Here is a 13,840-nt window from a genome sequence, read left to right as displayed (position 1 = left end):
GGCCGAAGCCGCTGGCTTTCGCCAGATCATCGCGATTATCGGTGACAGCGCCAACCAGGGCTCGCTGGGAGTACACCGGGCGCTCGGTTTTGAGCACACCGGCGTGATGAAATCGGTGGGTTACAAACATGGCCGCTGGCTGGACACCGTGGTAATGCAGCGGAGTCTCGGGCCGGGTGACAGCCAGCCGCCCGATCGCTAAGCCGCTTCCATGGCGATCACCCGATGCGTGCCTTTCTCCAGCAGATCGCGGTCATGACTCACCAGCAGCACCGCGCACTGCTGCTCGCGCGCCAGTTCCGCGATCAACTGCCATGTTTGCTGCTGCACCAGCGGATCGAGGCGTGACGTCGGCTCATCGGCAAACAGAAATACCGGCCGCAGCAGCATCACCCGCAGCAGCGCGAAGCGCTGCAGTTCGCCGCCGGAGAGCGCCTCTGGTCGCCGCGTCAGCAGCGCGGGATGCAAGGCCAGCCGCGTCATGAGCGCATCGCGCTGTGCCGGCGGGAGAGCGTGACGCCGCAGCACATCGTTGATGCTTTGCCCCAGCGTGCGCTGCGGCGGAAACAGCGCGGAAGGATCCTGATAGATTTTCTGATATTTCAGCGCATCCGCATCAGCGTGGTGCGTTACGCGGCCCTGCTGCGGCGCGAGCAACCCCAACAGCACGTCGCCGAAGCTGCTTTTGCCGCTGCCGCTGGCACCGTGCAGGCCAACGATTTCACCGGCGTGCAGCGTGAAATCGCGTGGCACACCCAGCCTTTTGCCCCCGCGCGCCAGCATAATGTCCTGGGCGCTGATCACCGGCCTGGCACCGATCACCGTTTGTTGTCGGGCGGGCCAGACGGCCGGATCGGCAGCCAGCAGCGCGCGCGTGTAAGGCTGCTGCGGTGACTGCAACACCTGCTGCGCCGGGCCCTGTTCAATCACGCTGCCTTTATGTATCACCAGCACGTCGCCGTCCAGCTGGCGTGCCAGGGCGATGTCGTGAGTGATGGTCAACAGCATGCCGCCATCGGCCACTTCGCGCTGTAACAGCTGGCTGACTTCGTCGCGGCGCGCCACATCCAGCCCTTTGGTCGGCTCATCGGCAATCAGCATCTGCGCGCCACCGGCACGGGCTGCCGCAAACGCGGCGCGCTGTGCCATGCCGCCGGAAAGCTGCCACGGATAACGCCGTGCCGCCGCGGCCAGACCAAGCTGCTGCAGATCCTGCTGCGCCGCTGCAGCGCTGGCGGCGGGCGGCAAACCGCGCACGAAGCGATGCCCTTCCGCCACCTGCTGCTGAATCGCCATGGTCGGATCGAGCGACAACCACGGCTCCTGCGGCAGCGAAGCCAGCGTATTGCCCCACAGCCGACGCAGCTGCGCCGTATCCTGCGGCAGCTGAAAGCGTCTGCCGTTGATCATCACCTCACCGCTGGCCTGCAGCGACGGCGGCAATATCCCCATGATCGCCTGCGCCAGCAGACTTTTCCCCGATCCGGTTTCGCCGAGCAGCGTCAGCGGCCGACCGGGTTGTAGCCGCACATCCACCGGCTCAACCAGTGTTTCAGTCGCTGTGGCAACGCTCAGCCCGGTGATCTGTAATCCCTTCATCATCGCTCCTTTTTCATCAGCAGATTGAGGCTGATCAACAGTAAAAACAGTGCGGCTACCGGCTGCATCAGCAGCCACGGCGCTTCCCACGCAAACGGCAGCAGTTCGGTCATCATCAGGCCCAGCTCCGGCGTGGGCGGACGCACGCCAACGCTGATAAACCCGAGCGCCGACACCGCCATGATGGCGCTGCTGAAAGAGAACAAGGTTAGCGTCAGCAGCACCGGTGCCAGCGCAGGCCACAGATGATGACGAAAACGATACCAGGCAGAGAACCCGAGCAGTTTGCTGGCCTGCATACCGGGCGCCTGCACAATTGGCCGCAGCGTGGCACGCGTGACGCGGAAAAATTCCACCCACAGCACCAGCGAAATGCCCAGCCACAGCATCTGCGGCGCGTCTGGCGCAATGGCAGCCAGCAGCAGTACCAGCAGTAATCCCGGCAGCGCGAGGCACATATCGCCGACGATGCTCAGCAATCGCTCCGGCCAGCCACCATACAGCGCACTGATCACACCGGTGAACACGCCCGCAATCAGCGCACTGATCACGCACAGGGCTGCCAGCCCGAGTGACAGGCGCAGCGCGGCGCTGAGGCGCGTTAACATATCGCGACCGAGATGGTCGAAACCGAGCAAATGGCTGCGGTTCGGCGTCTGCAACATTTGCAGCAAATCCTGCTGTAGCGGATCGCCGTGCTGAATCAGCGGCAGCACAAACGCGTAAGCCAGCAGCGCCGCCAGCAGTACCAGACCCACCCAGCGTGAAAGCGTCATCTTCATGCGCGCGCCCCCCGGGGATCGAGCAGATGACAACCGGCATCCACCAGCATGTTCAGCAGGACAAACAGCAGGCCGAGCGTCATGGCGCTGGCCTGAATTACCGGCACGTCACGCGCAAAAATGGCGTGCACCAGAGCGTGACCGATTCCCGGCCACGCAAACAGGGTTTCCACCACCACCACGCCTTCCACCAGCCAGACAAACTGCATGCCAAACCACGTCAGCACCGGCGCGCTCAGATTACGCAGGCCGTGACGCAGCAGCAGGCGCGCGGGTGACAGTCCCTTTTGCGCTCCCCAGCGATAGTAGCCGGACGACACCACCTGCCAGGTGGCTTCGCGCACCACGCGCACGCCGACAGCCGTCAGCGACAATGCCAGCGTCAGTGCCGGCAACAGGAAATGGCGCAGCTCGCCGTGACCGGCGCTCGGCAGCCAGTCGAGTTGCAGCGCGAACAGCAGGATCAGCAGCATGCCGAGTGCAAAATGCGGCACCGATTTCAGCAAGGCGGTCAGCCAGAACAGCGCACGGTCAAGCCGGCCGTTGGCGTGGCAACCGGCCCAGATGCCGAGCGGCAGCGTCAGCAGTAACGCCAGCAGCAGCGAGACGCCCGCCAGCGCCAGCGTCTGGCCCAGCTGCCAGCGCAGCTCATCCATCACCGGCTCACCGGAAACCAGCGAGCGGCCAAAGTTAAACTGCAGCAGATCGAAGAGCCAGTGCATCAACGCACTGCCGCCGTTAAGCGCGCCGTTCAGCTCCTGCTGTACCCGCGCCACCGCGTCGGCATCGACGCGATCGTAACCATAGCGCCCCGAGGCGATACGCCACGCCATGTCGCCCGGCAGCGCCTGCACCAGCAGCCAGGTCAGTAATCCTACCGCCAGCACCACGAACAGCGCCTGCGCCATGCGCCAGCTGAGTTGTTTAATCATGGCTCCCCCAGTGCATCTGGCGCAGGCCGAAGTGGCGTTCAAACGGATCGAGTTTGACGCCCTGCAGCTGGCTGTTAACCGCCGCCGACTGCTGATACCAGGCCAGCGGAATCACCGGCAGTTCCTGTTGCAGCGCGCGGGTGATGACGCTGCGCGCCCCGGCGCGGGCTGCGCCATCGGTGGATTGCGTCAGCGTGTGGAGCGCCGCGTCGAAGCCTGCCGCATGCCAGTTCATCGCCCCCCAGTCACCGCCGTGGGTGCCATAATCCTGCAGCAGCGTTCCGGTCGGATCGGGCGTCAGGGCAAAATTACGCGCAAACAGCGCCAGCTGCAGACGGTTGTTGTGGTGCTGCGCCGGGATCTCGCTGGCGTTGGTCGCGTTGATTCGCACGTCTATGCCGACCTGACGCAGCTGCTGCTGAATCACCATCGCCATCAGCGGCAGCTCAGGGCGATCGGGATAGGTCAGCAGCGTCAGGCTGAAGCGCTGGCCGTTGCGTGTCAGTACGCCATCCGCGCCGCGTTGCCAGCCGGCCGACTGTAATAACTGAGCAGCCTGCTGCGGCTGATAGTGCAGCGGCGTGAGTGCCGGGTTGTGCCACTCTGCCATGTTAGGGGGAAACAGCTGGCTGGCTGCGCCCGGATAACGCAGCACCGCCTGCGCCAGCGCGTTGCGATCGATCGCCATGCTGATCGCCTCACGCACCGGCAGTTCCGCCAGCAGCGGATCGGCCAGATTAAGCTTCAGCATCAACGTGCGCGGCACCGGAATCGCCGGGATGTGCAGCGACGCTTTCCGTGCCAGCCGCTGCCGGCTGGCGGCATCAAGGTTAAACACGTAATCTGCATCACCGCTTTCTGCCAGCAGCGCACGGGTTTCCGCGCGGCCGGTCGCCAGATAGCTGGCGGCGGCAATCGCCGGTTTCTCGCCCCAGTAATCCGCGAAGCGCGCCACCGTCAGCGACTGCGGCGGCTGGAAGGAAGTGAGCGTAAACGGCCCGCTGCCAATAATGCGCGTGATGTTGCCCTGCGCATCCCAGCTGGCCAGTGCGAGGATTTGCGAGCGGCTTTCCGCCAGGACCGACAGCAGCGGCGTGAAGGGTTCACGCAGCGTGATGGTGACAAGCTGCCCTGCCCCGCTGATGTCGGCGATTGGCGTTTTGTCCAGTAAGCCCGCTTTGCCGCGTGCGGTGTTGAGTGATTTCACCACGGCAACCGCATCCAGCAGCGAGCCATCGTGAAAATGCACGCCGTCGCGCAGCTGAAACTGCCAGCGTAGCCCATCGTCAGAGACCTGCCAGCGCTGTGCCAGCGCCGCCACCGGCTCACCGCGTTCGTTCACTTCTACCAGCGTTTCAACCACATCCATGCGCAACAGAATGTCGCCGGAGAGCGCCGGATCGCTGCCTTTAATTTCAAACGGTGCGGCAATCCGCACCGGTTTTTCGGGTGTGCTCGCCGCCACAACGGCGCAGGAAGCCAGGCCGAGCGCCGCAGCGATCAGCAAATTTTGCATTGATTTCATTAAATTTTCCGAATAAACCGTTACACTATCATCGAATCAATTACGTTATAACATAACAATTCACACTTTAACACACGGCGTTTGCAGGGAATTCGTCAGCCGCTTGTTGCCTTTTAACCGTCGCGACAGGTTAACGCTGCGCGCGGCAGCGTGGCTGAGGTATGCTTGAGAAGAACTCTAACCCGTGAGGAAATGCCGTTATGCCAGAGATTGTCGTTTATGCTGCGGAAGGCCGTAGCGTTGAGCAGAAGAAAAAGTTACTCAAAGCCATCACCCAGGCGGTGGTGGATTCGTTTGAGATCGATGCTGATGTGGTCACCGTGTCGATTATCGAAACGCCGAAGCATCATAAATCCAAAGGCGGCGTGCCGTTCGACGAACGTTAAGATCAGCCCGGTTCAGGCGTACTGAATATTCATGGTGCCGCGCTCGCTGCGGTTGACGATGGCCTCGACCTGCCACGTCCGCTGAATCAGGGCAGGCGTCAGCACGGCGGCGGGCTCACCGCTCGCCACCACTTGCCCGTGCTGCAGCACCACCAGATGCTGGCAAAATTTTGCCGCCAGATTCAGATCGTGCAGGGCCACAATCACCGTGACCGGCAGTGCGGCAATCAGCCGCATCAGCTCAAGCTGAAACTGAATATCCAGATGGTTAATCGGCTCATCCAGCAACAGGATATCCGGCTGCTGCGCGAGCGCACGCGCGATCTGGCAGCGCTGGCGTTCGCCACCGGACAGCCGCTGCCACGACCGCCCGGCCAGCGCATCCAGTTTCATCAGCGACAGCGCGTGCTGCACTGCCGTTTCATCTGCCGTCCGCCACGGGCTGAACGCGTTGCGATGCGGCGCCCGCCCCAGACGCACGATGTCGCTAACGCACATCTCAGCTTCCATTTCGGCATGCTGCGGCACGAAGGCCAGCGTACGGGCACGCTGCCGCCGGCTGAGTTGGTTCAGCCGCGTGCCGCCCATCTCCAGCCCGTAATAAGCACAAGGCTGAACGCCCGCCAGCGCACGGATGAGCGTCGATTTGCCCGAGCCATTAGGGCCGAGCAACCCGACCGTTTGTCCCCGCTGCGCCGCAAAACTGATGTCAGATAACACGCTGCGCGCCTGTAGCGTCACGCTCAGTTTATCCACCGCGACATACTTCATGATTTCTCCCGGTTGCGATACAGAATCAGGGCGAACACCGGAGCGCCGACTAGCGCCGTCACTACGCCTATCGGCAGCACCTGATGGGTGATTAACGTGCGCGATACCAGGTCGGCAATCACCATGAAATGGCAGCCGCCCAGGAATGCGAGCGGGATCGTCACCAGATGACGCGGCCCGGCAATCATGCGGGTGATATGCGGGATCACCAGCCCGACAAAACCGACCGCGCCAATCGCGCTGACGATTACCGCCGTCACTAACGCAGTGGTCAGCAGTAATACGATGCGCACCGCTGAAACCTGCGTGCCCAGCGTCGCGGAAACTTCCGCGCCAAACGAGAAGGTATCCAGCGCGCGCGCATGGTAGAGCACAGTCAGCAGACCGGCGAGGGTTACGGCAAAACACAGTAATGCATCTGCCCAGCGCACGCCGCTCAGGCTGCCGAGCAGCCAGAACATTACGCCGCGCGACTGCTCAGCATTGGCCGCCGTGCTGACAATGTAAGCGGTCAGCGCATTAAATAATTGCGTCCCGGCAATACCGGCCAGAATGATGCGCGCGGTGTTTTCCCGCATGCCGCCGGAGAGCAGAACAATCAGCATAAATGCAAGACAGGCACCGCCAAACGCGCCGGCACCGGTGGTGATGGCCCCGCCGCCGATGCCAAGCAGCATCACGCACACCGCGCCGGTTGATGCACCGGCGGAAATCCCCAGCAGATAAGGGTCGGCCAGCGAATTGCGCAGCAACGACTGCAACACCATCCCACACAGTGCCAGGCCGCCGCCGCTGCTCGCCGCCATCAGCGCGCGGCTCATGCGGTATTGCCAGACGATGCCGGCTTCCAGCGCCGGCAGGTCGTAATGGGTGATGCCAAGACCATTGGTGATGGCCTGCGCGGTCAGGGTAAAGCTGATCGCGACATCGCCGGTTGCCGCGGCCAGCGTCATCATCACCGGCAGGCTGAGCGCGCCCGCAGCAATCAGCAGGCCGGTGCGCCAGTAACAGAAAGCGTGAGCGCTCATCGGGCAGGTTTGAAGGCAGCGATCTGCTGACCGATCACCTCTACAGCTTCCACATTGCGCAACGAGGGATTCAGTGACATGGCCGGTACCACCACAATGTGGCCGTTTTTCACCGCTGGCATTTCACGCGTCACCGGATCGCTTTGCAGAAAGTGTTTTTTAACCGCGACGTCATCGGCGGGATAGAGCCGCCGCGCCATGCTGGCAATAACGATGATGTCCGGCTGCGCGGAGACGATGTGCTCCCACGTGACCGCCGGCCACTCTTCGTCTGAATCGATAATGTTAGTCAGACCGAGCGTCTGGCTGATCCAGCCCGGTGCCCCTTTATTGCCGGCGACCCAGGGATCGCCTTTCAGGCGCGGGCTGGAAAACCAGTAAACCACCTTCAGTGGCGCTGACGGTGATTTGTGCAGCTGCTGCTGAACCTGTGCTATACGAGCGGCCAGCTGCTGTTTGAGCGCTTCGCCACGCGCCGGCACATCAAAAATGCGCGCCAGCGCGCTGATTTCAGCAAAAATCACCTCGATCCCATACGGTGTGGTGCGTGCACCGTCGCTATTGGACGTGGTGGTGACGGCTTTGCCGATGCAGTCGGCAGGCGAAATCCAGGTTCGGATGCCGAGCTGTTCAAACTGTTCACGCGTGGCGACTTCACCCTGCGGCCCGACGTGCCAGCTGTACTGCGCCAGCACCAGCTCCGGGCGCTGCGCCACCACCGCTTCAAAGCCTGGGGCGTTATCGGCCAGCCGTTTAAGCTGGCTGCCCTGCCCTTGCAAATCGGCGGGCAGCGCGCCAAACCACACCGAGGTTGCGGCAATTTTATCTGCCAGACCGAGCGCCAGCAGCAGTTCCGTTTCATGCTGGCCAACGGTGACGACGCGCGCAGGCGGATGAGCGAAGGTCTCTTTGACACCGCAGTTATCAACGGTGAGCGGATAGTTACTGGCATTAGCATTGAATACAGGAAGCGACAGCAGCGCCGCAATAAGCAGGGAGAGCGAGTTTTTCATCATGGTACTTTCATTGTTACGTTATAACATAACAATATGCATGACCAGGTGTGGACTGTCAATAAACAGGATTGGGCATACCGACCGGGACTGCGCGCATCATGAAGAGGATGACGTTAGGGTATGAGCAGGGCTGCAACAGCAGCCCGCCCAGTTCTGATAATTAAATCGGCTCTGATGATGTCATCGAATGAAGTAGTAGCTGAAACAGAGATTTTATTCAGGATGTTGTGCGGCTGGCTTTAAAGTCCGGGCCACATACCGCCATCAAGCCTTAAATTTGAACCCGTTATGTAACCCGACAACGGGCTGGCCAGAAAGGTGATGGCGTCCGCTATTTCTTTGAGCGTCCCAACGCGCGCCATGGGCACATTGGCATACAGGGGCAATACGGCCTGTTCAATATCTTCCCAGGGCGCGTCAGCTGAAAACCCTGCATCTTTGGCCGTTTGACGAAATGCTTTTTCGAGGCTTGCACTATGAATAGTACCCGGTGAGAGAGTATTTACGGTTACACCATCGTGTGCGACCGCTTTTGCCAGCGATGAGGTCATGGCAATAATCCCTGCTTTAGCAGCAGCATAATCCGGACGCCTGGCGGGAGGCATCAACGCTGCCAGGCTCGAAATATTAATGATTCTGCCCCATTTTTGTTCACGCATCCCAGGAAGAAAAAGATTAATGACACGTAAGGCTGAAAGGACGTTTTTATCATACCCAGCCGCCCAGGTTTCTGGCAAAGAAGACGTCCAGTCCTCTGTGGGGCCGGAGCCACCCGCATTATTAACAACAATATCAACGGATTGTACAAGCGAACAGACTTGCTGATAAAGCAGTTGAATATCTGCCTCACGGGTTAAATCTCCCGTTACTGCGTATGCTTGTCCACCTTGCTTTATGATATCGCTGGCGATATTTTCAGCTTTAGCTGGATCCCGGCCATGTATAATAACGCGGGTGCCTTCAGCGGCAAGCCCTCTGGCTACCGCTTCTCCAATACCTTTGGTGCTACCCGTTATCAGAGCAATTTTGCCGTCGAGTTTCAGATCCATTACTGTTCTCCAGAATACGTGAAAAATCTATTGGAAAATAAACTGATGAATGAATCAATTACGCACCTGAAAGTGCCTGTAGGCGATGAGGAGAAAACACGTTGTCTCGGACCAGAAGGTTCGGTCGCTTATGTCACACAATGTTTAACTATTATTTCCGGCAGATGGACACTGCAGATTTTATTCAGATTATTTGCGGAGCCTGTGATGCGTCACTCGCAATTCATGAAGAGTATGCCGGAGATATCGCATAAAGTCCTGACTCAACATCTGCGCAAGCTTGAACGTGATGGGCTGATAACCCGCACTGATTTTGGTGAACAGCCCCCACGTGTTGAATACGCACTCACGCATGCAGGCCATAATCTGATGCCCGTGCTGCTCTCAATGCGTGAATTCTCACGAGACAACCTGTCAAAACCGGGACAGGATTAATAGTGCAAAAAAAATTGCACTATTGGCAGCAGGGAAATAATCACGCATCCTCAGCAAGGTCGTCATCACGCAATTTAATGCCATTACTGATGAGGAGTATCAAACGTGATCCTGCTTTGCTTAAAATAGTCGGCCGACGAAATAATCCACGCCCAGAGCGGCATCATTTTCATCATCATTTTTTCGCCCGCGTCCGTGGCCGTATAGACGACACGCGGTACTTTTTCCTGATAATCACAACGGGATATAAGGCCGTCACGCTCAAGCGTACGCAGTGTGCGCGTCAGCATTCGTTGTGTGACACCTTGTAGTACACGACCAATTTCTGCATGGCGCAACGGTCCATGGGTGACCAGAATATGCAATACACCCAGCGACCAGCGATTGCCGGCGTGTGAAAGAATTTCACGCTTTAATGTTTCATCATCGTGACTCAACGCCTCACAAAATTGTCTGGAAAACTGCAGCAGGGCTTCGCGATTGGGTTCCATCTCTCCTCCGGTATCACGGGTGTACCTGATTGAATCAGGGTTTGTCCGCTGTCAGGATGACGGATATAACCTAAGGAGACAAGCATGCTACCCGTTGATCAACATGTCGAAAATATTCTTATCCTCGGCGCAGGAGAATTAGGCATGGCGGTGTTAAACGCCATGGCTAAAAAAGCGCAGCAGCATCCTCTGATTAAAATAAGTGTATTACTCAGAAGCGAGGCTGCACATGCCACGTCCGGCCCACTTAAAACCCGGCTGGATGCGCTACAAAAGCTAAATATCACTGTGGTGGAAGGCGACCTGCAGAAAAATAGCCTGAGCGAACTCTCAGCATTATTTCGCACCTATGATGCCATCATTAATTGCAGTGGTTTTGTCGGCGGGCCGGGAACGCAGCTCAGAATCACTCAGGCCGTGCTGAAGGCGGGTGTCGCCCGCTATTTTCCCTGGCAGTTTGGCGTGGATTATGACGTTATCGGCAAAGAGAGTGGGCAACCGGTATGGGATGAGCAGCTTGAAGTGCGCCATCTGCTGCGCGCCCAAAGCAACACTGACTGGGTAATTGTTTCGACCGGTATTTTTACCAGCTATCTGTTTGAACCCGATTTTGGCGTGATCGATGCCGGGAATAAAACGGTTTATGCCCTCGGCGACTGGAACTATGCCCTGACACTCACCACGCCAGACGATATCGGGCAGCTGACAGCCGATATCTTCTTTCATCAGCCCGCTTTTCAGAACGACATTGTTTATATCGCTGGCGATACGCTGATTTACGCAGAGCTGGCTGACCTGATGCAATCTCACTGGCAAAGCGCGGTCAGGCGAGTATTACTTAGCCGGGAAAGGCTAAGGGAAGATGCAGAGCGTCATCCCCGTGACACTGGCGCGGCCTACCGGCTGGCCTTTGCCCGTCCGGACGGTGTGGCATGGCCTAAACAGGAGACGTTTAACTACCGCGAACACATTGCCACCACCAGCGCCGCTCAGTGGCTGACGAACCAGCCAGCGGAGTCCTGAGGATTTCAGGCGTAGCGGAATGTCCTCAGGCGCAACGCCTGGCCTGAGGGCTATCGGGCCCTTCGCCTGAAATCCCGGCGCTTTGACAAACCGGCAGGTTGCGTCAATACTTTCCCCCGCACCGCTATCCGCCAAAATCAGTACCAGTCTAAAACAGAAAACCCGAGCTCCACGCCTGCCCTACCGTTGCAGCCCTTCCCCAAGCATAGCTCATCTAATAAATTTAGGTGATTATGTGTTTTTTAATTATTTTAATTGAGATTAATCATCTCCCTGCCGATAACGCCATTGCCATCAGGCAAAAGCGTGGACAACAACAACCAGGGAGATTCACCTTAATGAAAAAAATACGTGTTTTTTTGGAAGATATCAGAGTCAGCAGAAAACTCATGCTCGGGTTTGGTGTGCTGCTTACCCTCAGCATTGCTGTAGCTTCCTGTGGCATCAAAAACCTGCACGACATCGCGGAACGTGCGGAAAAACTCAGCCAGTTGAAAGGCATCAACGATCAGTTTGCGCAGGCTAAAGATGCCCGCCTGCAATACGTAAAAACCCACGATGAAAAATTCATTGCCGACAACGAATCGCGACTGCAGGCGATTGAGGGCAGTATCAACCAGCTGAAAACCTGGCGATGGGATAGCGCGCAGACCACGCTGATTGCCTCTCTGCCGGCTGCGATGAACCTTTATCGTCAGCATCGTGCAGAAACGGTGAACGAAGTGCATAAGCGCCAGAGCATTCTGCAGGCGCTGCGCTTCAGTGACGAAACCATGGCGGTTGCCGCGCTGGCCAGAAACTACGTCAGCACACAGCAGGATACGGCAACCGCGCTCAATGAAATCGCTAAATATCTGAATGGTATCAGTATTCGTGTAAAGCTGATGGCACTGGACAACAGTGAAGAAAACCGTCTGGCTTTGTCAGGCTTTATAGCTGAAACGATTCAACTCATTGACCAGGCTCGACCACGCCTGAGCGCTGATGACAGCAACGCGCTGGATAAAATTGCCGTAACGCTGGCGGCCAGACGCGACAGCGTGCAGGACTACAACGCCTCTGCGGAAGAAGAAGTGGAAGCGACCCGCCAGCTTGCCATCGCGGGCCTGCATCTGACCAATACCAGTAATCAATTATTTACCCAGCAGCTGGCCGCCACGCACCAGGATATCGCCCGGGCAATCCTGTGGATGTCGCTGATCCTGGCGGCGGCTGTGGTAATCAGCATTCTGATTGCGGTGTTTATCACCCGGCAGATTACCCGTCCTTTAGCGGTAACACTGAACGTCGCGCGGCAGATTGCGCAGGGAGATTTGAGCGTACAGCTGCAAACTTCGCGTAAGGACGAACTGGGCGAGCTGATGCAGGCGGTCGGTGAGATGAGCAACGATCTGCGCGGCATCATTGGTAACATTCGCAGCGGCGTGATGCAGGTCAGCCACGCTTCCGCAGAAATTGCTGCAGGCAATAACGATCTTTCCGCCCGCACCGAGGAGCAGGCGGCCGCGCTGGAGCAGACGGCAGCCAGCATGGAGCAGTTAACCGCTACCGTGAAGCAGAACGTTGAAAACATTCATCACTCCAGCGAACTGGCGCGTGCCACTTCGGAGAAGGCCAATCAGGGCGGCTCGCTGGTCAAAGGCGTGGTTGAAACCATGGACCAGATCAGCGCCAGCTCCGGCAAAATCGCCGAAATCACCACCGTCATTAACAGCATTGCTTTCCAGACCAATATCCTGGCGTTAAACGCAGCAGTAGAAGCAGCGCGCGCCGGTGAGCAGGGACGCGGCTTTGCCGTGGTCGCCAGTGAGGTGCGCAGTCTGGCGCAGCGCAGCGCTCAGGCGGCCAAAGAGATCGAAACCCTGATTGGCGAATCGGTGGCGCGTATCAGCAGTGGTTCACAGCTGGTAGGTCAGGCCGGTAAAACCATGGATGAAATTGTACATTCCGTTGGCAACGTAACCAGCATCCTCGCCGAAATCGCGCAGGCATCCGATGAGCAGAATCGCGGCATTTCGCAGGTCGGCGTCGCTATCGTTCAGATGGACAGCGTGACGCAGCAGAACGCCGCGCTGGTGCAGGAATCATCGGCCGCCGCCAGCGCACTGCGCGATCAGGCGTCGACACTGGAAGGCTCAGTCGCGCGTTTCGTGGTGCAGTAAGCGGATTTTCACTGACAGAGAGAGCGGGTGGGATGCCCGCTCTTGTCGGATCACGGCTCATCAGCGGGCTGCTGATCACAGCGAATCCGACTGCGGATGAAATAACGTTTGATGCGTTGTCCATACAACCCAACCGCCAGCCCGGTAATAATCAGTACCAGCGCCAGGATTTTCATCGGAGAAATAACTTCACCAAATATCATCATCGAACCGAGAATGCCGAATACCGGCACCAGCAGCGATAATGGCGCGACGGTGGAGACAGGATACTGCTTAAGCAATGAATTCCAGATCCAGTAGCCTAATAACGTATTGGGGTAGACCTGAAACAGAATGGACAATATCGCACGGGTATCCATATGGCTGATTAATGCGCTATAGCCCGCGCTGCCATTAATTAATCCGTCCAGCAGAAAAAGCGGAAGCGGCGAAAAGGCGCTCGACCAGACCAGAAACGCGAATACCTGCTTCGTGCCGGCTTTTTTCATGATGATATTGGCAAGGCTCCAGGCTATGGCGCCTGCCAGCACCAGCAGCAACCCGGCAAACGTCACCGAGCCGTCGGTAATAAACACAATGCTCATCAATCCGCTGCACGCCAGCACAAAGCCAGCGATCTGATAGCGGCTGAGCTGTTCTTT

The 13,840-nt window shown here is 58.2% G+C and carries 15 protein-coding genes; 5 read left to right on the top strand and 10 right to left on the bottom strand.

The annotated features are described in order from the left end of the window. Positions 1–202: N-acetyltransferase family protein (locus tag FT726_RS23250; RefSeq protein ID WP_407075086.1), on the top strand; the 202-nt coding region annotated here is incomplete at its 5' end. Here FT726_RS23250 and FT726_RS23245 read toward each other — a convergent pair. From FT726_RS23245 to FT726_RS23230, 4 genes are read right to left on the bottom strand one after another with little or no spacing between them, the layout of a single operon-like run. Then, positions 199–1,599: an ATP-binding cassette domain-containing protein gene (locus FT726_RS23245; protein ID WP_346303524.1), complete on the bottom strand. Its 1,401-nt coding sequence runs from the start codon at positions 1,597–1,599 to the stop codon at positions 199–201. The genes FT726_RS23250 and FT726_RS23245 overlap by 4 nt on opposite strands. Then, a complete protein-coding gene (locus tag FT726_RS23240) occupies positions 1,599–2,375 on the bottom strand; it encodes an ABC transporter permease (RefSeq protein ID WP_104187613.1) in 777 nt (258 codons plus the stop codon). Before FT726_RS23240 ends, FT726_RS23245 begins: the two co-directional genes overlap by 1 nt. Before the next feature lie 2 nt (positions 2,376–2,377). Next, positions 2,378–3,313 carry an ABC transporter permease gene (locus FT726_RS23235; protein WP_346303522.1) on the bottom strand — a complete coding sequence of 312 codons (936 nt, stop codon included), beginning with the start codon at positions 3,311–3,313 and terminating at the stop codon, positions 2,378–2,380. Continuing rightward, positions 3,306–4,838 (bottom strand): ABC transporter substrate-binding protein, encoded by a 1,533-nt coding sequence (locus FT726_RS23230; protein WP_159377593.1) that lies wholly within the window; start codon positions 4,836–4,838, stop codon positions 3,306–3,308. Before FT726_RS23230 ends, FT726_RS23235 begins: the two co-directional genes overlap by 8 nt. Positions 4,839–5,038: 200 nt before the next feature. On the opposite strand from FT726_RS23230, the gene FT726_RS23225 reads away from it, so the two are divergent. Continuing rightward, on the top strand, positions 5,039–5,224 hold the full coding sequence (locus tag FT726_RS23225) for a tautomerase family protein (RefSeq protein ID WP_021508848.1): 186 nt from the start codon (positions 5,039–5,041) through the stop codon (positions 5,222–5,224). A gap of 12 nt (positions 5,225–5,236) precedes the next feature. On the opposite strand, the gene FT726_RS23220 is transcribed toward FT726_RS23225, so the two are convergent. From FT726_RS23220 to FT726_RS23205, 4 genes are all read right to left on the bottom strand, one after another. Then, positions 5,237–5,995: an ABC transporter ATP-binding protein gene (locus tag FT726_RS23220; protein ID WP_346303521.1), complete on the bottom strand. Its 759-nt coding sequence runs from the start codon at positions 5,993–5,995 to the stop codon at positions 5,237–5,239. Next, the gene (locus FT726_RS23215; RefSeq protein WP_288423615.1) at positions 5,992–7,023 is read right to left on the bottom strand and encodes an iron ABC transporter permease; all 1,032 of its coding nucleotides are present in this window, start codon (positions 7,021–7,023) and stop codon (positions 5,992–5,994) included. Before FT726_RS23215 ends, FT726_RS23220 begins: the two co-directional genes overlap by 4 nt. Beyond that, on the bottom strand, positions 7,020–8,036 hold the full coding sequence (locus FT726_RS23210) for an ABC transporter substrate-binding protein (protein WP_346303523.1): 1,017 nt from the start codon (positions 8,034–8,036) through the stop codon (positions 7,020–7,022). The genes FT726_RS23215 and FT726_RS23210 overlap by 4 nt, the downstream gene beginning before the upstream one ends. A gap of 242 nt (positions 8,037–8,278) precedes the next feature. Beyond that, positions 8,279–9,088: an SDR family NAD(P)-dependent oxidoreductase gene (locus FT726_RS23205; RefSeq protein WP_346303520.1), complete on the bottom strand. Its 810-nt coding sequence runs from the start codon at positions 9,086–9,088 to the stop codon at positions 8,279–8,281. 30 nt (positions 9,089–9,118) lie between these two features. Here FT726_RS23205 and FT726_RS23200 point away from each other — a divergent pair, with 30 nt between their 5' ends. After that, positions 9,119–9,523 (top strand): helix-turn-helix domain-containing protein, encoded by a 405-nt coding sequence (locus tag FT726_RS23200; RefSeq protein WP_220094766.1) that lies wholly within the window; start codon positions 9,119–9,121, stop codon positions 9,521–9,523. 83 nt (positions 9,524–9,606) lie between these two features. Here FT726_RS23200 and FT726_RS23195 read toward each other — a convergent pair whose 3' ends face one another. Continuing rightward, entirely contained in the window at positions 9,607–10,014 is a 408-nt protein-coding gene (locus tag FT726_RS23195) for a helix-turn-helix domain-containing protein (RefSeq protein WP_346303519.1), read from the bottom strand. A gap of 84 nt (positions 10,015–10,098) precedes the next feature. On the opposite strand from FT726_RS23195, the gene FT726_RS23190 reads away from it, so the two are divergent. Together FT726_RS23190 and FT726_RS23185 are read left to right on the top strand one after the other, a co-directional pair. Next, a complete protein-coding gene (locus tag FT726_RS23190) occupies positions 10,099–11,037 on the top strand; it encodes an aromatic alcohol reductase (RefSeq protein ID WP_288423621.1) in 939 nt (312 codons plus the stop codon). Between the two features lie 389 nt (positions 11,038–11,426). Continuing rightward, complete coding sequence (locus FT726_RS23185; RefSeq protein ID WP_346303518.1) at positions 11,427–13,199, top strand: methyl-accepting chemotaxis protein; 1,773 nt, start codon at positions 11,427–11,429, stop codon at positions 13,197–13,199. Positions 13,200–13,249: 50 nt separating this feature from the next. Here FT726_RS23185 and FT726_RS23180 read toward each other — a convergent pair. Then, on the bottom strand, positions 13,250–13,840 hold a 591-nt coding region (locus tag FT726_RS23180), incomplete at its 5' end, for an EamA family transporter (protein ID WP_346303517.1).

It is taken from the genome of Pantoea sp. Morm (assembly GCF_016643525.1).
GTDB classification, from domain to species: Bacteria; Pseudomonadota; Gammaproteobacteria; order Enterobacterales; family Enterobacteriaceae; genus Pantoea; species Pantoea dispersa.
Note: the sequence above shows the minus strand (reverse complement) of the source record. Positions and strands in the feature narration are given on the sequence as shown.

Bases quoted from the DNA above. Each gene is read 5' to 3' on its own strand.
- FT726_RS23220 (WP_346303521.1), bottom strand. From the start codon at position 5,995: ATGAAGTATGTCGCGGTGGATAAACTGAGCGTGACGCTACAGGCGCGC.
- FT726_RS23240 (WP_104187613.1), bottom strand. From the start codon at position 2,375: ATGACGCTTTCACGCTGGGTGGGTCTGGTACTGCTGGCGGCGCTGCTG.
- FT726_RS23235 (WP_346303522.1), bottom strand. From the start codon at position 3,313: ATGATTAAACAACTCAGCTGGCGCATGGCGCAGGCGCTGTTCGTGGTG.
- FT726_RS23230 (WP_159377593.1), bottom strand. From the start codon at position 4,838: ATGAAATCAATGCAAAATTTGCTGATCGCTGCGGCGCTCGGCCTGGCT.
- FT726_RS23185 (WP_346303518.1), top strand. From the start codon at position 11,427: ATGCTCGGGTTTGGTGTGCTGCTTACCCTCAGCATTGCTGTAGCTTCC.
- FT726_RS23190 (WP_288423621.1), top strand. From the start codon at position 10,099: ATGCTACCCGTTGATCAACATGTCGAAAATATTCTTATCCTCGGCGCA.
- FT726_RS23215 (WP_288423615.1), bottom strand. From the start codon at position 7,023: ATGAGCGCTCACGCTTTCTGTTACTGGCGCACCGGCCTGCTGATTGCT.
- FT726_RS23205 (WP_346303520.1), bottom strand. From the start codon at position 9,088: ATGGATCTGAAACTCGACGGCAAAATTGCTCTGATAACGGGTAGCACC.
- FT726_RS23225 (WP_021508848.1), top strand. From the start codon at position 5,039: ATGCCAGAGATTGTCGTTTATGCTGCGGAAGGCCGTAGCGTTGAGCAG.
- FT726_RS23195 (WP_346303519.1), bottom strand. From the start codon at position 10,014: ATGGAACCCAATCGCGAAGCCCTGCTGCAGTTTTCCAGACAATTTTGT.
- FT726_RS23245 (WP_346303524.1), bottom strand. From the start codon at position 1,599: ATGAAGGGATTACAGATCACCGGGCTGAGCGTTGCCACAGCGACTGAA.
- FT726_RS23210 (WP_346303523.1), bottom strand. From the start codon at position 8,036: ATGAAAAACTCGCTCTCCCTGCTTATTGCGGCGCTGCTGTCGCTTCCT.